The 22,479-nt window shown below is 54.9% G+C and carries 22 protein-coding genes and 3 tRNA genes; 13 read left to right on the top strand and 12 right to left on the bottom strand.

Features of this window, described 5'->3' with window-relative positions:
• Window positions 1–46: 46 nt before the first annotated feature.
• Both ACE38U_RS13125 and ACE38U_RS13120 read left to right on the top strand, forming a co-directional pair.
• Window positions 47–1,174: an MBL fold metallo-hydrolase gene (locus tag ACE38U_RS13125; protein ID WP_052049010.1), complete on the top strand. Its 1,128-nt coding sequence runs from the start codon at window positions 47–49 to the stop codon at window positions 1,172–1,174.
• A gap of 42 nt (window positions 1,175–1,216) precedes the next feature.
• Window positions 1,217–1,558 (top strand): helix-turn-helix domain-containing protein, encoded by a 342-nt coding sequence (locus tag ACE38U_RS13120; protein WP_038479370.1) that lies wholly within the window; start codon window positions 1,217–1,219, stop codon window positions 1,556–1,558.
• Between the two features lie 45 nt (window positions 1,559–1,603).
• Here the strand turns inward: ACE38U_RS13120 and ACE38U_RS13115 are convergent, their stop codons facing one another.
• The 4 genes from ACE38U_RS13115 to syd all read right to left on the bottom strand — a co-directional run bounded on the left by ACE38U_RS13115 (window position 1,604) and on the right by syd (window position 4,376).
• Window positions 1,604–2,053, bottom strand: coding sequence for a flavodoxin (locus ACE38U_RS13115; protein WP_375529953.1), 450 nt, complete (start codon window positions 2,051–2,053; stop codon window positions 1,604–1,606).
• Between the two features lie 17 nt (window positions 2,054–2,070).
• The gene (truC, locus tag ACE38U_RS13110; RefSeq protein WP_375529889.1) at window positions 2,071–2,850 is read right to left on the bottom strand and encodes a tRNA pseudouridine(65) synthase TruC; all 780 of its coding nucleotides are present in this window, start codon (window positions 2,848–2,850) and stop codon (window positions 2,071–2,073) included.
• Window positions 2,850–3,179, bottom strand: coding sequence for a YqcC family protein (locus ACE38U_RS13105; protein WP_038479359.1), 330 nt, complete (start codon window positions 3,177–3,179; stop codon window positions 2,850–2,852). Before ACE38U_RS13105 ends, truC begins: the two co-directional genes overlap by 1 nt.
• Before the next feature lie 651 nt (window positions 3,180–3,830).
• Window positions 3,831–4,376, bottom strand: a complete 546-nt coding sequence (gene syd / locus ACE38U_RS13100) for a SecY-interacting protein (protein WP_375529888.1) — start codon at window positions 4,374–4,376, stop codon at window positions 3,831–3,833.
• Between the two features lie 64 nt (window positions 4,377–4,440).
• Here syd and queF point away from each other — a divergent pair, with 64 nt between their 5' ends.
• The 4 genes from queF (at window position 4,441) to ACE38U_RS13080 (ending at window position 9,947) form a co-directional block, all read left to right on the top strand.
• The gene (gene queF / locus ACE38U_RS13095; RefSeq protein WP_375529887.1) at window positions 4,441–5,283 is read left to right on the top strand and encodes an NADPH-dependent 7-cyano-7-deazaguanine reductase QueF; all 843 of its coding nucleotides are present in this window, start codon (window positions 4,441–4,443) and stop codon (window positions 5,281–5,283) included.
• A 115-nt stretch (window positions 5,284–5,398) separates the two neighbouring features.
• The gene (gene ppnN / locus ACE38U_RS13090) at window positions 5,399–6,763 is read left to right on the top strand and encodes a nucleotide 5'-monophosphate nucleosidase PpnN (RefSeq protein WP_038479350.1); all 1,365 of its coding nucleotides are present in this window, start codon (window positions 5,399–5,401) and stop codon (window positions 6,761–6,763) included.
• 463 nt (window positions 6,764–7,226) lie between these two features.
• A complete protein-coding gene (locus ACE38U_RS13085) occupies window positions 7,227–8,516 on the top strand; it encodes an HAAAP family serine/threonine permease (protein ID WP_038479347.1) in 1,290 nt (429 codons plus the stop codon).
• A 63-nt stretch (window positions 8,517–8,579) separates the two neighbouring features.
• The gene (locus tag ACE38U_RS13080) at window positions 8,580–9,947 is read left to right on the top strand and encodes an L-serine ammonia-lyase (RefSeq protein WP_176981169.1); all 1,368 of its coding nucleotides are present in this window, start codon (window positions 8,580–8,582) and stop codon (window positions 9,945–9,947) included.
• Window positions 9,948–9,980: 33 nt separating this feature from the next.
• Here ACE38U_RS13080 and ACE38U_RS13075 read toward each other — a convergent pair whose 3' ends face one another.
• Entirely contained in the window at window positions 9,981–11,165 is a 1,185-nt protein-coding gene (locus ACE38U_RS13075) for an aminotransferase-like domain-containing protein (protein WP_038479341.1), read from the bottom strand.
• Window positions 11,166–11,348: 183 nt separating this feature from the next.
• On the opposite strand from ACE38U_RS13075, the gene xni reads away from it, so the two are divergent.
• Window positions 11,349–12,119 carry a flap endonuclease Xni gene (gene xni / locus ACE38U_RS13070; protein ID WP_038479338.1) on the top strand — a complete coding sequence of 257 codons (771 nt, stop codon included), beginning with the start codon at window positions 11,349–11,351 and terminating at the stop codon, window positions 12,117–12,119.
• Window positions 12,120–12,163: 44 nt separating this feature from the next.
• Here the strand turns inward: xni and rlmM are convergent, their stop codons facing one another.
• The 4 genes from rlmM to ACE38U_RS13050 form a co-directional block, all read right to left on the bottom strand.
• The gene (rlmM, locus tag ACE38U_RS13065) at window positions 12,164–13,264 is read right to left on the bottom strand and encodes a 23S rRNA (cytidine(2498)-2'-O)-methyltransferase RlmM (protein ID WP_038479335.1); all 1,101 of its coding nucleotides are present in this window, start codon (window positions 13,262–13,264) and stop codon (window positions 12,164–12,166) included.
• Complete coding sequence (locus tag ACE38U_RS13060; RefSeq protein ID WP_008458426.1) at window positions 13,257–13,652, bottom strand: DUF423 domain-containing protein; 396 nt, start codon at window positions 13,650–13,652, stop codon at window positions 13,257–13,259. Before ACE38U_RS13060 ends, rlmM begins: the two co-directional genes overlap by 8 nt.
• A gap of 45 nt (window positions 13,653–13,697) precedes the next feature.
• Window positions 13,698–14,615, bottom strand: a complete 918-nt coding sequence (gene gcvA, locus ACE38U_RS13055; RefSeq protein WP_016538028.1) for a glycine cleavage system transcriptional regulator GcvA — start codon at window positions 14,613–14,615, stop codon at window positions 13,698–13,700.
• 345 nt (window positions 14,616–14,960) lie between these two features.
• A complete protein-coding gene (locus ACE38U_RS13050) occupies window positions 14,961–15,188 on the bottom strand; it encodes a YgdI/YgdR family lipoprotein (RefSeq protein WP_038479329.1) in 228 nt (75 codons plus the stop codon).
• A 196-nt stretch (window positions 15,189–15,384) separates the two neighbouring features.
• On the opposite strand from ACE38U_RS13050, the gene csdA reads away from it, so the two are divergent.
• Together csdA and csdE are read left to right on the top strand one after the other, a co-directional pair.
• Window positions 15,385–16,590: a cysteine desulfurase CsdA gene (csdA, locus tag ACE38U_RS13045; protein ID WP_375529886.1), complete on the top strand. Its 1,206-nt coding sequence runs from the start codon at window positions 15,385–15,387 to the stop codon at window positions 16,588–16,590.
• Window positions 16,591–17,022 (top strand): cysteine desulfurase sulfur acceptor subunit CsdE, encoded by a 432-nt coding sequence (gene csdE, locus ACE38U_RS13040; protein ID WP_375529885.1) that lies wholly within the window; start codon window positions 16,591–16,593, stop codon window positions 17,020–17,022.
• On the opposite strand, the gene tcdA is transcribed toward csdE, so the two are convergent.
• The gene (tcdA, locus tag ACE38U_RS13035) at window positions 17,023–17,832 is read right to left on the bottom strand and encodes a tRNA cyclic N6-threonylcarbamoyladenosine(37) synthase TcdA (protein ID WP_176981165.1); all 810 of its coding nucleotides are present in this window, start codon (window positions 17,830–17,832) and stop codon (window positions 17,023–17,025) included. It lies immediately after the preceding gene.
• A gap of 71 nt (window positions 17,833–17,903) precedes the next feature.
• Window positions 17,904–19,010, bottom strand: coding sequence for a murein transglycosylase A (mltA, locus tag ACE38U_RS13030; protein WP_038479315.1), 1,107 nt, complete (start codon window positions 19,008–19,010; stop codon window positions 17,904–17,906).
• 210 nt (window positions 19,011–19,220) lie between these two features.
• Between mltA and ACE38U_RS13025 the strand changes: the two genes are divergently transcribed.
• The 3 genes from ACE38U_RS13025 (at window position 19,221) to ACE38U_RS13015 (ending at window position 19,572) form a co-directional block, all read left to right on the top strand.
• A tRNA-Met gene (locus ACE38U_RS13025) sits at window positions 19,221–19,297 on the top strand.
• Between the two features lie 59 nt (window positions 19,298–19,356).
• Window positions 19,357–19,433, top strand: a tRNA-Met gene (locus tag ACE38U_RS13020).
• Between the two features lie 62 nt (window positions 19,434–19,495).
• Window positions 19,496–19,572 (top strand) — tRNA-Met (locus ACE38U_RS13015).
• 85 nt (window positions 19,573–19,657) lie between these two features.
• Here ACE38U_RS13015 and amiC read toward each other — a convergent pair.
• On the bottom strand, window positions 19,658–20,908 hold the full coding sequence (gene amiC, locus ACE38U_RS13010; RefSeq protein ID WP_038479312.1) for an N-acetylmuramoyl-L-alanine amidase AmiC: 1,251 nt from the start codon (window positions 20,906–20,908) through the stop codon (window positions 19,658–19,660).
• 226 nt (window positions 20,909–21,134) lie between these two features.
• On the opposite strand from amiC, the gene argA reads away from it, so the two are divergent.
• The gene (gene argA, locus ACE38U_RS13005; RefSeq protein WP_061274842.1) at window positions 21,135–22,466 is read left to right on the top strand and encodes an amino-acid N-acetyltransferase; all 1,332 of its coding nucleotides are present in this window, start codon (window positions 21,135–21,137) and stop codon (window positions 22,464–22,466) included.
• Window positions 22,467–22,479: the final 13 nt, after the last annotated feature.

The raw sequence follows: 22,479 nt of genomic DNA, 5'->3' as shown, positions 1-22,479 counted from the left end.
TCACTCAATAGCAATATTACCCGCATAAATCCCAAGAGAATCCTTTATGGCTGCCGCGCATTCTGGCAAGCGTTCGTTAACCCTAAAATTCATGGTCGTGATTATGTTATTAGGCCTTACTGCCACTAGCGCTGCGCTGTTCCCGATGACTGAATTTGGCAAATTGCCGCAGGGCAGCCGTCTCGAACGCATCCAGCAATCGCCCCAGTACCGCGACGGCAAATTCCACAATCAGCAAGACACGCCAATGATGACAGACAAGCGAGGTCGCCTGGCGGCGCTGTGGGATTTCTTCTTCTCCCGGCCGGATACGGTAAAACCCGATCGTCCCCTGCCGCTGGTCAAAACCGACCTGGCCGCGCTTGATAAGCAACAGGATCTGGTGGTGTGGCTCGGGCACTCGTCCTGGTTTATCCAGCTCGGTGGCAAACGCATTCTTATCGATCCGGTATTCAGCCACTATGCCGCGCCGTTCGCCTTTCTGAACAAGGCCTTTGCCGGAGACTATCCGTGGCGAGCGGAGGATATGCCGGAAATCGACACCCTGATTATCTCTCACGATCACTGGGATCATCTGGACTACCCGACATTACGCGCGCTGAAACCGAAAATTAAGCAGATCGTCACCCCGCTGGGCGTTGGCGCGCACTTTGAAGCCTGGGGCTTTGATCCAACGCTCATCCACGAACTCGACTGGCAGGAAAAAGTGGCTATTGATAGCGAGTTAACGATCCACGCTCTGCCGGCTCGTCATTTCTCCGGCCGCGGTTTAACCGGCAACAAAACGCTGTGGGCCAGCTTTATGTTGGTCACCCCGCAGCGGAAAGTTTATTACAGCGGCGACACCGGCTATGGCCCCCACTTTAAGCAAATTGGCGAACAGTTTAACGATATCGATCTCGCCATTATGGAAAACGGCCAGTACGACGAAGGCTGGAAGTACATTCACATGATGCCGGAAGAAGCGGCGCAGGCCACGGATGAGCTGGGCGCTAAAACGATGGTGCCGGGACATGCGGGTCGATTTGCGCTGGCGAACCATAGCTGGGACGAGCCCTTCCGCCGCATCGCTGCCGCAAGCGCGGGCCGCGGCTACCAGCTGCTAACGCCGGAAATGGGGCAAATACTGGCAGTCAGCAAATCACACCAGGTCTTCGACTCCTGGTGGGAATAGGTTTATCAATCATCGAACGATCAAGATGTAGAAGGAGGTGATATGTCCATGCCTAAAGATTTTATGGAATCTCTGCTTGAGTGGGTCGACGGCAACATGCAGCGCCCGCTGCGTATTGAAGAAGTCGCCAGGCAGTCCGGCTACTCGAAGTGGTACTTACAGCGGATGTTCTCAGACTGGGCGGGGAAGAGCCTCGGTGCCTACATTCGTGAACGCAAGCTGCAGCTGGCGGCGGAAGATCTGAAAAATACCGAGGATAAAATCCTCGATATCTCGGTACGCTACGGTTTTGATTCGCAGCAGTCCTTTACCCGTACGTTCGGAAAAAGGTTCAACACCTCTCCCGGCGCCTACCGTCGCGAGCACGATCAAACGCTTAATTAAGATTTTTCAGGGCGGCCAGGCATGGCTTTTCCGCCCTGCCTGCACTCATTTCAGCAAAGTCGCCCACTGCTCAACCCACGGGCCAGAAATGACTTCAGGCTCCGGGTGGTCGTTGGCGTCAATAGTCAGCACGTCAGAAATCCGCGTTGCCCCCTGCTCCTGAAGCATGGCATCAAACTGCTTACCCCCGCCGCAGAAATGGTCGTAGTTGCTGTCACCCAGGGCAATCAGTCCGTAATGTAGCTCAGGCTGGAAGCCCAGCCGATCTTTAATGGCCTGGAACAACGGGACAATACTGTCCGGCAGATCGCCCTGCCCGGTCGTGGACGTCACCACCAGCGCATAATGGTTGCGGTAATACTGCCAGTCCGCCAGTTCAGGATCTTCAAACACCTTTGCCTGATGGCCGTGTTTTTTAAGAATGGTTTCGGCTTCTTCCGCCACTAACAGCGCGTTGCCGTACATTGTGCCTACAAAAATACCCACTTCGGCCATCGGTAACTCCTTAAGAATTAGGGACAAGGCTTATCCTGGCTGCTCGCCGGATCAAACTCAATATTTTCAACATCCGGCAGCTGGCCGCGCCAGCCAAATTTTGTCAGCATTTGCATCCAGGTGTCATCCAGTCCCGCCCGGATCGTCAGCGGCTCTCCGGTAACCGGATGGTTTAACGAGAGCTGGCTGGCATGCAGCATCAGACGCTCGCAGCCAAAATGTTCCGCCGCGCCTCGGTTCTGGCGCAAATCACCGTGTTTGGAATCACCAATAATGGGATGGCGAAGATGCGACAAATGCCGACGAAGCTGGTGTTTACGGCCGGTCTTTGGCTCAAGCTCCACCAGGCTGTAGCGAGCGGTAGTATAACGTCCTACGGCCACCGGCATCTCGACCGTCGCTAAGCCACGATAATGCGTCACCGCAGGCTGCGGGGCTTTATCCTGGTCGCTAAACTTATCGGCGATTTTATCCAGCTCTTCCACCAGCGGATAATCCAGCACCGCTTCATCCTCGAGCCAGCCACGCACCACGGCATGGTAACGCTTCTGCATCTGGTGCTGCTCAAACTGCTGCGACAGCAGGCGTCCAACCTCGCTGGATAACCCCATCAGCAGTACGCCAGAGGTTGGCCGGTCAAGGCGATGCACGGTAAAAACATGCTGGCCAATCTGGTCGCGAACGGTTTGCATCACCACGACTTTTTCGTGCCTGTCCAGCCAGCTACGGTGCACCAGCCAGCCGGACGGTTTGTTTACCGCAACCAGCCACTCATCCTGGTAAATAATCTCCAGCATCAGTCCTGTTCCGCCTCAAACAGTGCGTCCAGCTCAAACAGCACGGCGAGAAGGGGTTCGCGTACCGCATGCGTAGCATCCAGCGCCATTTCGTAATAAGGCGCAACGGCAAACGCATTTGGCAAAGGATGCTGGCTGTCCAGCAGCGCATTCATACGGGGGATCAATACCCATTGCAGCCATTCATGAGGCTGCAGCGTATCCATGCAGAAAGGCTGCGTGCTCTCAAAAGCCGACGGATCCGGAGGCAGGCCCTGCCAGAGGGCGTGATCGCGCAGGATCTGCTCAAGGGTGAGTAAATGGCGGCGAACCAGCTTCTGGCGCTCCATGGAAACCTCATACTTCAGTGAAAAAGAGCGGAACAGAATAACACTTCTTCTCTGCGCGTGAAAAAGGCATAAAAAAAGGGAGCACTGTTTACACAGTGCTCCCGGTTCGTTTCGCAGCTAATCCGGCTACTTTTCGTGCTCCCTGCTCATCCGTGACAACTTTGTCCTCTGGTCTCCTGACCGACAATCCATCGCTAAAGCTTCCTGCGACCGTCATCCTGATGGTGTCCTGCATCACCCTGACGCTAGTTCCTTGAGTCTTCCTGACCCACCGTACTCCTGTTACGGCTCTCTTTCTCCATCCTGGAGGTGTCCATTACTCTTCCTGAGTGATCCATGCTTCATCTATGAAGCCTTCCCTGTACGCCATCCCGGCGGGTTCCTGTTCGTGATGAAGCGGCATCATCCTGATATCTCCTTCATTACGTCGACGTCCTGTCGATGGATATAGAATCCTCTATTTACCCGCTTGTGACAAGGGATGCAGCGGAGTCACGGGCAAAAACTTTCATTCGGAACTATCCGAAAATAAAAATAACTCATTGTTTTATATGAACATCAGCAAATGAGAGTCGCTTTCATCTGTCGCTAAATGTAGCGATCTCTCACAACGCATGTAAGAGATCTCTCACAAGACTCTGGGTAAAAAAGCTAAACCACCTGCGGTGTCAGGGCATGGAGGAAATCAGGGAGAGAAGCGGAAAGCACGATGCGCTGCGGGGTGCCGATTTTCTCAATCACGACTTCGCCCGTCAAGTTGCACAGAGAAACGACTTCCATTTCATCTTCCGTGGTAGCTAAAAACAACGTCGGCGACAATTTCAGGCGCTTCTGCGTCACCAGGTGACCAATCAGGTTCTCCTGCACCCGCACGAAATCGTCCTCACTCCATGTCTGCAGCAGCGTTAGCGCGGTGTTACCGTGCACGGCGGGCATATCTCCGGCAAACTGCGTGGTGTAAAACGCCTCGACGGCAGGCTGGAGAGAAATATCCAACGCTCGCTCCACGGCGCTTAAATCGGCGTCGGGCGTAAACGGCTGTGGCTGCCAGCGCACATCGCCGCCCGTAGTCGTCACAATACACGGGGACGGAATGCCGTATAACGCTTCACTGGCGGGCCAGCCTCCCGTTTCTTCCTGCCACCGATCGCAAAAACGGCGGGTAAACTCTTTGAGGGCAAAGGCGACTTCGTTCATTAATTTCTCACTCGCGTAGGCTGGGGTACAATAAAAGCCAATTGTACCTTTATCTCGGTGAAACATGTCCTACGAAAATCACCAGGCTCTAAGTGGCCTGACGCTGGGTAAGCCAACCGCTTATCAGGATCAATACCAGCCATCGCTGCTGCAGGCCGTACCGCGCAGCCTGAATCGCGACCCGCTTGGCCTTCACGCCGACAGCCTGCCGTTCAGCGGCGGTGACATCTGGACGCTTTACGAACTGTCCTGGCTAAACAACAACGGCCTGCCGCAGGTCGCCGTGGGCCATGTGCAGCTGGATGCCAATAGCGTGAATCTGGTGGAATCAAAAAGCTTCAAGCTCTACCTGAACAGCTTTAACCAGACGCGCTTCGCCGACTGGGAAACCGTCCAGGAAACCCTGAAGCGCGACCTGAGCGCCTGCGCCGAAGGTGACGTTAGCGTGGTGCTTTTCCGCCTGCATGAGCTCGAAGGCCAGGAAATCGCCGCCTTTGGAGGCGAGTGCATCGACGAGCAGGACATCGCTATCGACAGCTACGACTTCAACGCGGATTACCTCCAGCAGGCCGCGGGCGATGAGATCGTAGCAGAGACGCTGGTTAGCCACTTGCTGAAGTCCAACTGCCTGATAACCCATCAGCCAGACTGGGGTTCCGTGCAAATTCGCTATCGCGGCCCGAAAATCGACCGTGAAAAGCTGCTTCGCTATCTGGTTTCCTTCCGCCATCACAACGAGTTTCACGAGCAGTGCGTGGAGCGCATCTTTAATGACCTGCAGCGCTTCTGCCGGCCACAAACGCTTAGCGTCTACGCACGCTATACGCGCCGCGGCGGCCTGGACATTAACCCGTGGCGAACCAATACCGATTTCCATCCTGCTTTTGGCCGCCTGACTCGCCAATAATTGCGAAATAGCTCGCAGCGCCAAAAGTGAATGCGGTTTACGGGTTGTTAAAGTGAATAAGCCAGGGCTATTGTAATCTGTGAGAACGGCACTTTTCGTTCCGTAAGGAGTTCACTTGATTACACATATTAGCCCGCTTGGCTCAATGGATATGTTGTCGCAGCTGGAAGTCGATATGCTTAAACGCACCGCCAGCAGCGACCTTTACCAACTGTTTCGTAACTGCTCGCTGGCGGTTCTTAATTCCGGCAGTCAAACCGACAGCAGCAAAGAGCTGCTGTCCCGCTATCAGAGCTTTGACATCAACGTGTTGCGTCGTGAACGTGGCGTAAAACTCGAACTGATTAATCCCCCGGAAGACGCCTTTGTCGACGGCCGTATCATCCGTGCACTGCAGGCTAACCTGTTTGCCGTCCTGCGCGATATTCTGTTTGTTAACGGCCAAATCGACAATGCAGGCCGTTTCCAACATTTAAATAAAGAAAACTCTATTCATATCACCAATATGGTGTTTTCTATTCTACGAAATGCCCGTGCGCTGCACGTCGGTGAAGCGCCAAACTTGGTGGTTTGCTGGGGCGGCCACTCCATTAACGAAAATGAATACCTCTATGCTCGCCGTGTGGGCACCCAGCTTGGGCTGCGTGAGCTGAATATTTGTACCGGCTGTGGGCCGGGTGCGATGGAAGCACCGATGAAAGGTGCCGCCGTGGGCCACGCCCAGCAGCGTTACAAAGAAGGCCGCTTCATCGGCCTGACGGAACCCTCTATCATCGCCGCTGAGCCGCCTAACCCGCTGGTCAATGAACTGATCATCATGCCGGATATTGAAAAACGGCTTGAGGCATTTGTCCGTATTGCCCACGGCATTATTATCTTCCCTGGCGGGGTTGGTACCGCAGAAGAGCTGCTGTACCTGCTCGGTATTCTGATGAATCCGCATAACCACGATCAGGTTCTGCCACTGATCCTCACCGGGCCGAAAGAAAGCGCCGATTATTTCCGCGTGCTGGATGAATTTATCGTTAGCACCCTGGGCGAGCAGGCGCGCCGTCACTACAAAATCATCATCGATGACGCGACAGAAGTCGCCCGCGTGATGAAAAAAGCCATGCCTCAGGTGAAAGAAAACCGCCGTGAAACCGGCGATGCCTACGGCTTCAACTGGTCCATTCGCATTTCGCCCGACCTGCAAATGCCGTTTGAACCCACCCACGAAAACATGGCTAACCTGCAGCTCTATCCGGATCAGCCTGCGGAAAAACTGGCGGCATCGCTGCGCCGTGCCTTCTCGGGTATCGTGGCGGGTAACGTCAAAGAAGCCGGTATTCACGCCATCGAGAAATACGGCCCGTACAAGCTGCACGGTGACCCGGAGATGATGAGGCGCATGGACGTTCTTCTGCAGGGCTTTGTCGCCCAGCACCGCATGAAGCTGCCGGGCAGCGCCTACATCCCCTGCTACGAAATCGTGCGTTAACCTTCCAGGGCGGCCAGCGGTCGCCCTTCTTTTTCCCCCTTCCCGAAGCCATTTAATCGATTGCGCTCACACTCAAAAGCACAAACATCACGCCCTGATGCAAATACTCGTTAAAAAACGCTGTTTTAGGTACTTTCTCTGGCAAAAACCGAGTTATTTGGTCGGGTTTAATTTATTGCATCATCGGCTAGTGATAGGCTTCGCGACTATAAATATCACTTAGATGTATATGAACAGACTGTTATGCGGATTTGTTGCGTAACAAAGGTGGATTATCGCATTTGGGATCGCGATCACTGATACATAGATGACATAACTGTATCTTTCCGCCCGCCGATAGTTACGGGACACAACTACTACAAAAATGCCCGCGGCCAGAATTTAGTTTCAGCCGTTAAGACCTTGATAGCGTTTTAACGGCGAATTTTTCAACATTGCACGAAACATTCCTTTGGAGATGTAAATGGAAACCACTCAAACCGGCAGTATTGTCTCTGCTGAGAAAAAAGGCGCATGGCGCAAGACCGACACCATGTGGATGCTGGGCCTGTACGGCACGGCAATCGGTGCAGGCGTCCTGTTCCTGCCAATCAACGCCGGCGTTGGTGGCCTGATCCCGCTGTTCATCATGGCGATTCTGGCTTTCCCAATGACCTTCTTCGCACACCGCGGTATGACCCGCTTCGTGCTGTCCGGTAAAAACCCGGGCGAAGACATCACCGAAGTTGTAGAAGAGCACTTTGGGGTTGGCGCAGGTAAGCTGATTACCCTGCTGTACTTCTTCGCTATCTACCCAATCCTGCTGGTTTACAGCGTGGCAATCACCAATACCGTAGACAGCTTCATTACCCACCAGTTGGGCATGGCTTCTCCACCGCGTGCGATTCTTTCTCTGATCCTGATTGTCGGCATGATGACTATCGTGCGCTTCGGCGAGCAGATGATCGTGAAGGCGATGAGCATCCTGGTATTCCCGTTTGTTGCGGCTCTGATGGTTCTGGCGCTGTATCTGATTCCTAACTGGAGCGGTGCGGCTTTTGAAACCCTGTCCTTCAGCGCAACGCCGGCAACCGGCAGCGGCCTGTGGATGACCCTGTGGCTGGCTATTCCGGTGATGGTGTTCTCCTTCAACCACTCCCCGATCATCTCCTCCTTCGCGGTAGCGAAGCGTGAAGAGTACGGCGAAGGCGCTGAGAAAAAATGCTCCAGCATTCTGGCTCGTGCACACATCATGATGGTGCTGACCGTCATGTTCTTCGTCTTCAGCTGCGTGCTGAGCCTGAGCCCGGCTGACCTGGCGGCTGCAAAAGCGCAGAACATCTCTATCCTGTCTTACCTGGCTAACCACTTTAACGCACCGGTTATCGCCTGGATGGCGCCAATCATTGCGATGATTGCCATCACCAAATCCTTCCTCGGCCACTACCTGGGCGCACGTGAAGGCTTCAACGGTATGGTTATCAAATCTCTGCGCGGCAAAGGCAAGAGCATTGAAATCGGCAAACTGAACAAAATCACCGCGCTGTTCATGCTGGTGACGACCTGGGCAGTGGCTACGCTGAACCCAAGCATCCTGGGTATGATTGAAACCCTGGGCGGCCCGGTTATCGCGATGATCCTGTTCCTGATGCCGATGTACGCGATTCAGAAAGTCCCGGCAATGCGTAAATACAGCGGCCACATCAGCAACGTATTCGTTGTGATTATGGGTCTGATTGCCATCTCCGCTATCTTCTACTCGCTGTTCAGCTAAGCATTTTAAAGCCGCCCGCCCGGGCGGCTCTCTCCTCTCAAGTCACTTACGCAGGGAAATCTTATGATCAGCGTATTCGACATTTTCAAAATCGGTATCGGTCCATCCAGTTCGCATACCGTCGGCCCGATGAAGGCTGGTAAACAATTTTCTGATGACCTGATTGAGCAAGGGATCTTGAGCGATGTCACCCGCGTTGTTGTAGACGTCTACGGCTCGTTATCCCTGACCGGTAAAGGTCACCATACCGATATCGCGATTATCATGGGCCTGGCGGGTAACCTGCCGGACACCGTCGATATCGACGCCATTCCTCACTTCATCCAGGACGTGAATACTCACGGGCGCCTGATGCTGGCCAACGGACAGCGTGAAGTAGAGTTCCCGGTTGACTGCTGCATGAACTTCCATGCAGACAACCTGGCCCTGCACGAAAACGGCATGCGTATTACCGCGCTGGCGGGTGACAACGTTCTGTATTCACAAACTTACTACTCCATCGGCGGCGGCTTTATCGTCGATGAAGCGCATTTTGGCGTAGAAAGTGAAAACCCGGTAAGCGTGCCGTACCCATACAAAAACGCTGCAGACCTGCAGAAGCACTGCCGTGAAACGGGCCTGTCGCTTTCCGGCCTGATGATGCAGAACGAACGAGCCCTGCACAGCCAGCAAGAGATCGACGCTCACTTTGCGGCGGTCTGGGAAGTGATGAGCAACGGCATTGAACGTGGTATCACCACCGAAGGCGTGCTGCCGGGCAAAATGCGAGTACCACGTCGCGCTGCCGCGCTGCGCCGCATGCTGGTCACCACCGATAAAAACAACTCGGACCCAATGGCCGTTGTGGACTGGATCAATATGTTCGCACTGGCGGTAAACGAAGAAAACGCCGCCGGTGGCCGCGTGGTTACCGCTCCGACGAACGGCGCCTGCGGGATTGTTCCTGCGGTGCTGGCCTATTACGACAAGTTTATCCGTCAGGTGAACGCTAACTCCTGCGCCCGCTATTTCCTCGCCGCTGGCGCTATCGGCTCCCTGTACAAAATGAACGCCTCTATTTCCGGTGCGGAAGTGGGCTGCCAGGGTGAAGTAGGCGTAGCTTGCTCAATGGCGGCAGCAGGTCTCGCCGAGCTGCTGGGCGGGAGTCCGACTCAGGTTTGCATCGCCGCTGAAATCGGCATGGAGCACAATCTGGGGCTGACCTGCGACCCGGTAGCCGGTCAGGTACAGGTTCCTTGCATCGAGCGTAACGCCATTGCGGCAGTTAAAGCCGTGAACGCTGCACGTATGGCAATGCGCCGCACCAGCGAACCGCGCGTCTGCCTGGATAAGGTTATCGAGACGATGTATGAAACGGGCAAAGACATGAACGCCAAGTATCGCGAAACATCTCGCGGTGGCCTGGCGCTAAAAATTGTCGCCTGTGACTAAAAAATTAAGGCTCCCGATTGGGAGCCTTTTTTACTAAAGCGCGGCTTTTAAACGCTTAACGGCTTCAACCAACTGCTCGTCGGTGGCCGTAGCGTAAGAGAACCGCAGCGTGCGTTTATCCGCATGATCGCTAAAGAAGAATTCACCCGGCACGTAAACCACGCCTTTCTCCAGCGTTTTTTGCAGCCACGCCGTGGTGTCGAAGTCATAGCGGAATGAGGCCCAAAGGAACATCCCGCCCTGCGGCTGGTTGAAGGTAATGTGCTCGCCCAGTTCCTCTTCCAGCAGGCGCGAAAGCGTCAGGCACTTCTGCTTGTAGGCTTCACGAATCAGCTCAATCTGCGGGTCCAGACGGCCCAGCGTAAGGTAAGCCGCCGTCAGCGCCTGGGTAAACGAGTTGGCGTGCAAATCCGTCGCCTGCTTAATGATAGCGACCTTTTGCTTCATCCATTCAGGCAAAATAATCCAGCCCACGCGCAGGCCCGGCGCCAGAATTTTAGAGAACGTTGAGGTATAGACCACGTGGTCTTCATGCCCCAACTCTTTCGCGACCTGAATCAGGGTTTTCTCGCGGCGGTCGGTAAAGCTAATGGCCCCATACGGATCGTCTTCGATAATCACGAAATCATATTCAGCGGCCAGTTTTACCAGCTTCTCACGGCGTTCGGCGCTCAGCGTCGTGCCGCTTGGGTTACCAAAAGTAGGCACCAGATAAACGCCTTTAACGCGCGTGGTTTTCAGCAGCGCTTCGAGCTCGTCGACAATCATGCCGTGCTCATCCCCGCCCACAGACTCCACTTTCGCGGCGGTCAAACTGAGGATTTGCAGCGTGGCCAGGTAGGTTGGGCGCTCAACGACGAAAACATCGCCTTCATCCGCCAGCGCGCGGATCAGCAGATCCAGCGCCTGCTGCGAACCAGAGGTGATCAGCAACTGGTCGCTACGCGTGGTAATCCCGCGCGCTTTGCACAGCTCAACCAACTGGTCGCGCAGCTCGGTATTGCCTTCGGTCAGGCCATACTGAAAAGCATCGTTAAAGTTCTCTTCAACGACCTTACGGGTCGCCAGCTCCAGCCCTTGCTTGTCAAAAAGCTCGCTGGAGGGAATACCGCCCGCCAGCGAAATCACGCCGGGCATTTTGCTGTGCTTAAGGAGTTCGCGGATGGCCGAAGGTTGCAGGTTCTGAATGCGTTGCGCGAGGTGTTTAGTATTACTCATATTGATATTCTCTATTTTTATATGCGTTAGAAATATACATAGCCCGCTAACAACTACGCAATGGCTTTCCACCCTTTGCCAACAAGGTTTTTGCGAGAGAGGTTCCTGAATTCTGTGATGAGAATAGCTCATCATGGCGGGAAGTGTTAGGGTAAGTCCATCAGAGTGACCGGTAAATTTCTTATGACTATTCATTTACTTATCGTCGATGCATTGAACCTTATTCGCCGCATACACGCGGTTCAGGGCTCACCTTGTGTCGACACCTGCCTGCACGCCCTGGACCAGCTCATCGGCCACAGCCAGCCGACCCACGCGGTGGCGGTCTTTGATGACGAAGAGCGCCGCGAAGGCTGGCGGCATCAGGTTATGCCCGACTACAAAGCGGGCCGTTCGCCGATGCCTGACGATCTGCATGCCGAAATGCCCGCCCTGCGGGAGGCGTTTACCCGCCGGGGCGTGCAGTGCTGGCATTCAAAAGGTAACGAAGCGGACGACCTTGCGGCCACGCTGGCGGTAAAAGTCGCCTCCGGCGGCCACTGGGCAACGATCGTCTCTACCGATAAAGGCTATTGCCAGCTTCTGGCACCCACCCTGCAAATTAGGGATTACTTCCAAAAGCGCTGGCTGGATGCGCCGTTTATTGCCCAGGAGTACGGCGTGCAGCCGGAACAGCTGGGCGATTTCTGGGGGCTGGCGGGCATTAGCAGCAGTAAAATCCCCGGTGTCGCGGGCATCGGGCCAAAAAGCGCCACGCAGCTAATTAACCAGTTTTCCAATCTGGAAGCACTGTATCAGCGGCTGGATGAGGTTCCGGAAAAATGGCGTAAGAAACTTGAACAGCACAGGGAGAGCGCGTTTATCAGCCGCCAGGTGGCAAGGCTACAGACGGATTTACAGCTCGATGGGAACTTACAGCAGCTCAGGCTGCCTGGGGCATCGCCTTCAGCCTGAAGAAGGGAAAACCCCTCACCGTGAACAGGCGAGGGGTAAAGCCATCAGCGCTCGTCGCGGCGCCCACCCACGGCCGCCCACCAGCGGCGGATGTGAACCGTCACTTCTTCACGGTCGTGGTAAAGCTGGCGCGCTTTGATCTCAGCGTTAATGCCGTTGCTTTCGAGTATTTCCCGGATCTGCGCCAGGTTTTGCGACACCTCTTCGTAGCGCTTTTTCATCGGCAGCTTGAGGTTAAAAATGGTTTCACGGCACCAGCCGTTTACCAGCCATGTCGCCATCAGATGGGCCACTTTCGCCGGTTTTTCTACCATGTCGCACACCATCCACGAGATGTTGGTGCGCGTTGGGCGGTACTTAAAACCGTCTTCACGCAGCCAGGTTACCTGTCCGGTATCCATCAGGCTTTGCGCCATCGGGCCGTTATCGACGGAAGAAACCCACATATTTCGCTTCACCAGCTGATAGGTCCAGCCGCCTGGGCAGGCACCTAAATCAACGGCATACATGCCGTTGGCCAGGCGTTCGTCCCACTCATCGGCAGGAATAAAGACGTGAAACGCCTCTTCCAGCTTCAGCGTGGAACGGCTTGGTGCATCCGCCGGGAACCTGAGGCGCGGGATGCCCATATAGAACGCTGAGTTGTTGGTGGTGTAGGAATAGCCCGTGTAGCAGCAGCCCGGCGCGATAAAGAAGACATGCACCACCGGGCGCTTCGGCGTTTCATAGTTGGTCAGCACCCCAGCCTCGCGCAGGCTGGCTCGCAGCGGCACGGTAAACTTGCGGCAGAACTTCATCAGCTCTTTGCTTTCGTTGGTATCGGCCACTTCAACGCGCAGGTCGCCGCCCTTCTCTACCACGCCCTGCAGCATACCAACGACAGGCGTTATGCGGTCTTCCGGCGGCAAATCTTTTAGCAACTCACCGGCAACAAACATCTGGCGGGCAAAAATCAGGTCGCTGAACGGCAGTTCCCGCGCCAGCTTATCCGCCTCTTCCGGCTGGTAGCATTCAAAGATGACGTACCCGCTCTGCTCTTTAACTCGGGCAAAGCCGTAGACGCCGCGCTGGCCAGCTTTGTCGGTTATCTCTGCCGCACACTCTTTCTCAAATCCCTGTCGGCAGTACAAAATCACTTTATTCATGGCTTACGCCCTTACGTTTCAGGCGCACAGCACCAATTAACATCAATATCCAGCCGGCCAGGAAGCTTACGCCGCCCACCGGTGTTACAAACGCCCACAGCCGCAGGTGCGACAGGGCCAGGCAGTACAAACTGCCGCTAAATAATACGGTGCCTAACGCCATAAAGACGCTGCTCCAGTAGAACCAGATGCTGATGCGGCGCTGCATCGCGACCGCAAGACCAAAGATAGCGAGCGTGTGGAACGCCTGGTACTCAAGGCCGGTCTGGATCCACCCCATCTCCGCAACACCCAGAGATTTGCTTAACACATGCGCCCCAAAAGCGCCCAGGGCAACAAAAACAAAACCGCTGATGGCGGCAAATATCAGCATGAATCGGCTGGTCATGGTGTAACCCTAAAGTAGAGCGTGGCCGGGCCACGCGAAGGTTGCTTATTGTTCGTAGCGAAAACGGAATTTCTCTTGCTCACTGGCCGCCTTTGCCAGGATCCACTGTCGAAACGCCGCTATTTTACCCAGTTCTGCCTGGCTGTCATGACAAACCAGATAAAAGGCGTTTTTACTCACCAGCACATCGTTAAACGGGCACACCAGTCGACCGGCCTCGATTTCCGTTTGTGCCATCACGTTATTGGCCAGCGCAATGCCCTGGCCGTGGATAGCGGCCTGCAACACCATTGCGCTGTGGCTGAAGATGGGCCCTTGCTGGACATTAATATGGCTCACGCCAAGCTGGCGGGTATAAGTCTGCCAGTCGCGGCGTGAGGCGTCATGCAATAAAGTATGCTTTGCCAAATCTTCCGGCGTTTTAATCGGTTTATCACCGGTTAGCAGCATAGGTGAGCAAACAGGGAGCAAATATTCAGCATAAAGCTTTTCAACTCTAAGCCCAGGCCAGTTTCCTCGCCCATAGAATATCGCCACGTCAACATCATCGGACAATTTGTCTTCCTGGCGGTCCACCGCCTGGATACGCACGTCGATCCCCGGATAAGCTGAGTTAAAGCTTGTTAAGCGAGGAACCAGCCAGTGAATCGCAAAACTTGGCAATAAACTCACCGTCAGCGCGCCTTTTGCACTGCGCGCCTGCAGCTTGCGCGTGGCCTCGGTCAGTTGGGAAAAAATCTCTTTAATATCCTGATAATAGCTCTGACCTTCTTCGGTCAGCAGCAGCGAACGGTTGCGGCGGCGGAACAGCTTCAGGCCAAGAAAATCCTCCAGCGACTTGATCTGGTGGCTTACCGCAGCCTGAGTAACGAAAAGTTCTTCAGCCGCTTTAGTAAAACTCAAGTGACGAGCCGCAGCGTCAAAAACGCGCAGCGCATTCAGAGGGGGTAATCGCTTAGACATGAGGTTATTTGGCTTAAGTGTTAATAACAGTTAACAAACAGATAGCGTTTGTTTACCTATTAGTTTTTTTTATCTGAGCCATTATAAATTGTCCGTTGAGGATGCACCAGCAAATACCTATAGTGGCGGCACTTCCTGAGTCGGAACGAAAAGTTGTCTGGAATGCGTGTTCTGGAGGGCTTTTGGCTTACGGTTGTGATGTTGTGTTGTTGTGTTTGCAATTGGTCTGACATTTCGGACCACGGTAGCTTAGCTACCCCTTTTCACTTCCTGTACATTTACCCTGTCTGTCCATAGTGATTAATGTAGCACCGCCGAATGCGGTGCTTTTTTTTGCCTGCAGTTTTACTTCTTCAGTTCAACCATCTCTTTCACGTCCGAGCGGTTAATCTGCTGCATATTGCCGTTAGCATCCTTGTACTTGATCATCCCGGTTTCGTCATCGGTCTTCGGTTTACCTTCGGAGACAATGGCGCGCCCGTCATTGGTATGCATGATGTAGTTCGGGCTGGAACAGGCTGCAAGTGCAAAGGTCATCATACAGGCAGAAACGATAGCGGTTGCTTTGTTCATTATTCTTCTCCTTGTGGATAGAGTTTAATGCTACTTAAATCTCTTCTACTAACATGCTTAAATATTAGTCCAACAATAATTAGCATAACCTGCTTTCCCGATTCTGCCAGGAGAAACAGACGATTCCGAGAAAGACGGAAACCTTGTGCCAACGTCAGTTTTGCGCGACGATCTGTGCATTGAACAGAGGATCACCATGACAGCATTTAACCCCGCCCATTTTCGCGCCCAGTTTCCCGCGCTGGCAGACGCAGGCGTCTATCTCGACAGCGCGGCCACGGCGCTTAAACCCCAGGCAGTGATCGATGCCACCCAGCAGTTTTACAGCCTGAGCGCCGGTAACGTTCACCGCAGCCAGTTTCCCGAAGCGCAGCGTCTGACGGCTCGCTATGAAGCGGCGCGCGACCTTGTGGCCCGTTTGCTCAACGCCGAAAGCGGTAAATCCGTGGTCTGGACTCGCGGCACTACTGAAGCTATTAATCTGGTTGCGCAGTGCTACGCCCGCCCTCGCCTGCAGGCCGGGGATGAAATTATCGTGAGTGAAGCAGAGCATCACGCCAATTTTGTGCCGTGGTTAATGGTGGCCGAACAGACCGGTGCGAAAGTGGTGAAACTGCCGCTGGATAGCCAGGCTTTGCCTGAGCTGAGCCTGCTGCCAGCGTTGCTCAACGACCGCACGCGTATTCTGGCGTTGGGACAAATGTCTAACGTGACAGGCGGCTGCCCTGACCTCGAAAAAGCCATCAAGCTGGCACATGAAGCGGGGGCAGTCGTGATGGTCGACGGCGCGCAGGGCATCGTTCACTGCCCGCCGGATGTCCAGGCACTGGGTATCGACTTTTACGCCTTCTCCGCCCATAAACTGTATGGCCCAACCGGCATTGGGGCGCTCTACGGCAAAGCGGAGCTGCTTGAACAGATGTCGCCATGGCTCGGCGGCGGCAAAATGATCACCCATGTCTCCTTCGACGGGTTTAAAACTCAGCCGGTGCCTTATCGCTTTGAAGCCGGAACGCCAAACGTCGCGGGCGTCATCGGCCTAAGCGCCGTGTTGGAATGGCTTGAGGCTATCGACCTGCAACAGGCGGAAAGCTGGAGCCGCAGCCTGGCAACGCTCGCCGAGTCCGAACTGGCGAAGCGCCCTGGTTTTCGCAGCTTCCGCTGCCAGGACTCAAGCCTGCTGGCGTTTGATTTTGCGGGCGTGCACCACAGCGATATGGTCACGCTGCTGGCAGAATCTGGCATTGCGCTTCGGGCGGGCCAGCACTGTGCTCAGCCTTTAATGGCGGCGTTAGGCGTCAGCGGCACGCTGCGCGCTTCTTTTGCGCCGTACAACACGCAGCAGGACGTGAACGAGCTGCTCTCAGCGGTCGACCGCGCCCTCGACATTTTGGTGGACTGAATGCTGGCTAACCATCCTTTTGGCACAACCCTTAACGAAGAGACCCTGCGCGCCACGTTTGCAACGCAGCAGCAGTGGGAAGACAAATACCGCCAGCTGATTTTATTGGGAAAAAAACTCCCCGCGCTGCCGGAGACGTTAAAAACCGAGAGCATTGAAATCAGCGGCTGCGAAAACCGCGTCTGGCTGGGCCACGAACGCCTGCCGGACGGCACGCTGCACTTTTATGGTGACAGCGAAGGGCGCATTGTACGGGGTTTATTAGCGGTGCTTTTGACCGCCATAGAAGGGAAAACCGCTCAGCAGTTGCTGGAAAAAGATCCGCTCAGCCTGTTTGACGATCTGGGGCTTCGCCATCAGCTAAGCGCTTCCCGCAGCAGCGGGCTTACGGCGCTAGCTGCGGCCGTTCAACAGGCCGCGCGCCAGGCGTGATCAGGAGGCGGTTCGCGCCGCCTTCGCCATCATCTTCTTCAGCACATGGGACACCGCCACAAAACCAAAGCTGGCGGTCACCATTGTTGCCGCGCCAAACCCCGAAGCACAGTCCATGCGTTTTGGGCCTTCAGCGGTGCTTTTCATGGCACAAACTGAACCGTCAGCCTGCGGGTACACCAGCGCTTCGGTGGAAAATACGCAGTCCACGCCCAGCTTCCCTTTGCTGTTTTTCACCACGCCAAAGTCACTTTTCAGGCGCTCACGCAGCTTGGCTGCAAGCGGATCCTGAATGGTTTTCGCCAGATCGCTAACCTGGATCTGCGTCGGATCTATCTGCCCGCCTGCGCCGCCGGTGGTCACCAGCGGGATCTTGTAGCGACGGCAATACGCGATTAACGCCGCTTTTGGGCGAACGCTATCAATCGCGTCAATAACATAGCTAAACCCTTGATTCAGAAGCTCAGCGGCGTTATCGGCGGTAATAAAGTCATCCACCACCGTGACGCGGCACTCCGGGTTAATCTCTTTAATACGCGCCGCCATAACTTCCGTTTTCGCCTGGCCAACGCTGCTCTTTAGCGCGTGGATTTGACGGTTAGTGTTGGTCACGCAAACGTCGTCCATATCGATAAGCGTGATGGCCCCAATGCCGGTACGCGCCAGCGCCTCTGCCGCCCATGAACCCACGCCACCGATGCCAATCACGCAAACGTGAGCCTCAGCAAAAAGCTGTAGCGCCGCCTGGCCATACAGACGAGCGGTGCCGCCAAAGCGTTGCAGCCAGGCATCAGAGAGAACGACAGACATCGGGGAATTCCTCAGAAATAAAAAACGGGCTGATTATACAGCCCGCAGTAAAAGGTGGAAACGTTGCAGCATTAACCGCTAAAAACGTTACCGCTGCTGCCAGCCCCCGGTGCCGGCTTCAGCACCCAGACGCGGCCGTAGTGGTTATACCAACCCGCGCGATGCCCGGCATCCGGGCCAATGCCCTGATAGATATCGAAATGCTGGCCTTTAATCGCGCCGCCAACGTCCAGCGCTACCATCACGCGCAGCTCGTACTGGCCGGTGAATTTGCCGCTGTTATCCAACAGTGGAACTTCAGTCAGCAGCGTGGTGCCCGCAGGGATAATAGAGCGGTCAGACGCTACGGAGGCGCGGCCAATCAAAGGTACCGCGCTCGCGCCTTTCACCGGCGCATAGCTTGCGGGCTTGAAGAAGACAAAAGAAGGGTTCTGCTCAAGCAGCTCGCGCACTTGTGCTTCGCTGTGGGTTTCCCCCCAATGGCGAATCGCCTGCATAGACATATCTTCTTTCTTCACTTCGCCACGGTCGATAAGCACCTTGCCGATGCTGCGGTAGGCGTGGCCGTTTTTCCCGGCATAGCCGAAGAAGGTCAAAGGCTGTCCGTCGCCAAAATCGATATAGCCGCTGCCCTGCACGTCCATAATGAAGTTATCCATCAGGGAGTTGCTGTAGGCGAGGATGTAGCTGTCGCTCAGCGCGCCGCTGTAAATTTCCGCGCGAGAAGGCAGGCGGCCACGTTTGGGCGGCATGCGGTAAATCGGGTACTGGAATTCGCCCTGGCGGGTATGGCGAGCCTGGATAACCGGCGTGTAGTAACCGGTAAACTGGACGTTGCCATAGTTGTCAGCCCCTTCCATCTGCCAGGCATCAAGGCCAAACTGCTTTAGCTGACGGGTATCCCCGCCCGCGCGCAGCCACTGCTGCACCGCGTTATAGATATCGCTGCCATTATTATAGAGGCGCGGAGAAGCGGAACGAATCTGATTAACCTGCTCAGCGTAGTCGCCGCCATTTATCGGCGCACCAACCGCATCAGGCTGATTCACCAGTGAGAAAGGCTGGGAGAATTTCCCGTCTTTATATTGTTGACCGCGATCGGTCGGTTTTGATGAACAGGCGGCCAGCATGGTTAACATGGCTCCCGCTGCTATATACTTAATCCAACGTCCTTTCATTACTCTCTAGCCCTGCTGGTTGCCTCTGTATGCCTCGCCGAAGATAGCAAACGCGTCGCGAGAATTAAACGAGTTGAACGGCCTGGGCAGCAAAAACGTCTGTTTAGGGCCATTGTGCGGGTAAATTCAACAACCAATGGGAAATTCAGGCATTTCTGCCAAAAAAGGGTTGCAACAAAAAGCGAGCAGAGTATAGTGCGCATCCACGGACGCGGGGTGGAGCAGCCTGGTAGCTCGTCGGGCTCATAACCCGAAGGTCGTCGGTTCAAATCCGGCCCCCGCAACCAACTAAAAAGTCGCTGATTAAACGGCGCAATGATGAATAATCATTAAGAAGTATGACGGACGCGGGGTGGAGCAGCCTGGTAGCTCGTCGGGCTCATAACCCGAAGGTCGTCGGTTCAAATCCGGCCCCCGCAACCAATTAAAAGTCGCTGGTTTAACAGCGCAGTGATGAAAAATCATTAAAAAAGTAGTATGACGGACGCGGGGTGGAGCAGCCTGGTAGCTCGTCGGGCTCATAACCCGAAGGTCGTCGGTTCAAATCCGGCCCCCGCAACCAACATTGAGAACACCCTTACGGGTGTTTTTTTGTTTCTGCCGTTGATAAAAAATAAGGCAGGTTTTCCCCGCCCTTATCAGATATTTTAGCCTCGTCTTGCCAGCCGTGAGCTGTCCGAGAAGTAGGCCTTAATCCCCGCAAGGATCGACTCCGCGACCTCCTGCTGGAACTTCGCCGTGCGCAGCTTACGCTCCTCCTCCGGGTTACTGAGGAAGGCGGTTTCCACCAGAATGGACGGGATATCCGGCGCTTTAAGCACCGCGAACCCGGCCTGATCGACGCTGTTTTTATGCAGTTTGTTCACCCGCCCCAGCCGGTTAAGCACCTCTTTGCCAAACTTCAGGCTGTCGTTGATGGTCAGCGACTGCACCATGTCGAACATCGTGTGGTCCAGATAGCGATCCCCGCTCTTGCCCACGCCGCCAATTAAGTCCGCGGCGTTCTGCGTTTGTGCCAGATATTTCGCCGCCGTACTCGTGGCCCCTTTCGTGGATAACGCAAAGACCGACGAGCCGCGAGCTGCCGCGGTGGTGAACGCATCCGCATGAATAGAAACAAACAGGTCGGCACGCTGCTTTTGCGCCTTGGCAACGCGCACTTTCAGCGGGATAAACACGTCTTCGTTACGCGTCATGTAGGCCTTCATATTGCCCTCTTTATCGAGCAACGCCTTCAGCCTGCGCGCAATGCTGAGCACAATATCTTTTTCGCGGGTCTTATTCGGGCCAATGGCTCCCGGATCCTCGCCGCCATGGCCGGGGTCAAGCATGATGACAATCGGGCGATCTCTACCGGCCTTGCCCGGCTGCGGCCCTTTCTCCGCCGGCATTTTCTTATCCAGCTGGCCGTTGTTGTAATCTTCCAGTAACGCCAACAGCGGATCTTGTTCGCTATTCATATTGGCGGGATAAAGATCCATCACCAGGCGCTCTTTAAATTCGGCGACCGGTGCCAGCCCGAACAAATGCGGCGTTACGTTTTGTTTCAATTCAAAAACCATGCGTACGGTCTTTGGATCGAACTGGCCCACGCGAGCGGACTTAATAAACGGATCGTCGACGCGAACCTGGCTGCCGATACCTTTTAAAACTGAATTTAAATGCGCCCCTTCGATATCCACCACCACCCGCTCCGGGTTACTGAGGGCGAACTGGCGATATTTCAGCTGATGGTTCGACTCCAGCGTCACGCGGGTATAAGACGAGGCCGGCCAGACGCGCACGGCAATCACCTGGCTTGAGGCAGCAAAACCGACCTTGCTGACGCTCAACAGCCACATTGCTCCTGCACCCTGAAGTAAACGGCGGCGACTCATTAACGAACTGGAATCTGGCATGGCTCCCCTGAGAGGTTGTCACTAAATATGATGAAATTTTTTTTGAGCCAAAAACTTTAGCGAAACACGCGGTTACTGTCATCTATAAAAGGGTAAACGTTCGGAAAAGGTCATAAAAAGCCGGGAGCAGGGAATTTTATCCTGGATGAAAATTGGCGCTTGCACCTGGCGCCATAAAAGCATAAAAATACACAAATTACGAATAAACATGCAATGAGGGTGTGCCGTGGTAAAGGAACGTAGAACCGAACTGGTCCAGGGATTTCGCCATTCTGTTCCCTATATTAATGCCCACCGGGGAAAAACGTTTGTCATCATGCTCGGCGGCGAAGCCATTGAACATGAAAACTTTTCCAGCATCGTCAACGACATCGGCCTGCTTCACAGCCTGGGCATTCGCCTGGTGGTGGTGTACGGAGCACGCCCGCAGATTGATGAAAACCTGGCTGAGCACCATCACGAACCGGTTTACCATAAACACACTCGCGTCACCGACGCTAAAACCCTCGAACTGGTTAAGCAGGCTGCCGGGTTGCTGCAGCTCGACATCACCGCACGGCTTTCTATGAGCCTCGGTAATACGCCGCTGCAAGGTGCCCACATCAACGTGGTTAGCGGGAACTTCATCATTGCACAGCCTTTGGGCGTGGATGATGGCGTGGACTACTGCCACAGCGGGCGCGTACGCCGTATTGATGAAGAGGCCATCCACCGTCAGTTAGACAGCGGCGCTATCGTGCTGATGGGGCCGGTGGCGGTTTCCGTGACGGGGGAAAGCTTTAACCTCACCTCTGAAGAAGTGGCCACCCAGCTTGCGGTTAAGTTGAAGGCAGAGAAGATGATAGGGTTCTGCTCCGCTCAGGGCGTGACCGACGATCTGGGTAACGTGATTTCCGAGCTGTTCCCGAACGAGGCCCAGCAGCGTATTGAAGCGCTGGAAAGCGCCGGCGACTACCACTCAGGGACCGTGCGGTTCCTGCGTGGCGCGGTGAAAGCCTGCCGCAGCGGCGTACGCCGCAGCCACCTGCTCAGCTATCAGGAAGACGGGGCGCTGCTACAGGAGTTGTTCTCACGCGACGGGATCGGCACGCAGATTGTGATGGAAAGCGCCGAGCAAATCCGCCGCGCCACCATCAACGACATCGGCGGTATTCTTGAGCTGATTCGCCCGCTGGAGCAGCAAGGCATTTTGGTTCGCCGCTCCCGCGAGCAGCTGGAAATGGAGATCGACAAATTCACCATTATTCAGCGCGATAACCTGACGATCGCCTGTGCCGCGCTCTATCCGTTCCCGGAAGAAAGCATCGGTGAAATGGCCTGCGTGGCCGTTCATCCTGACTATCGTAGTTCGTCTCGAGGTGAAGAGTTACTTAACCGCGTCGCTAACCAGGCGCGGCAAATGGGGCTAAGCAAGCTGTTCGTACTGACCACCCGCAGCATCCACTGGTTCCAGGAGCGTGGTTTCCTGCCGGTGGACGTTGAGCTGCTGCCTGCGAGCAAAAAAGAGATGTACAACTATCAGCGCAAATCTAAAGTGCTGATGGCCGACCTGACTTAAAAAAGGGAAGGCC

Source organism: Cedecea selenatireducens, assembly GCF_042138895.1.
Taxonomy (GTDB): domain Bacteria; phylum Pseudomonadota; class Gammaproteobacteria; order Enterobacterales; family Enterobacteriaceae; genus Cedecea; species Cedecea selenatireducens.
The sequence above is the reverse complement of the archived record's forward strand: the minus strand, read 5'-3'. Positions and strand labels throughout refer to the sequence as shown.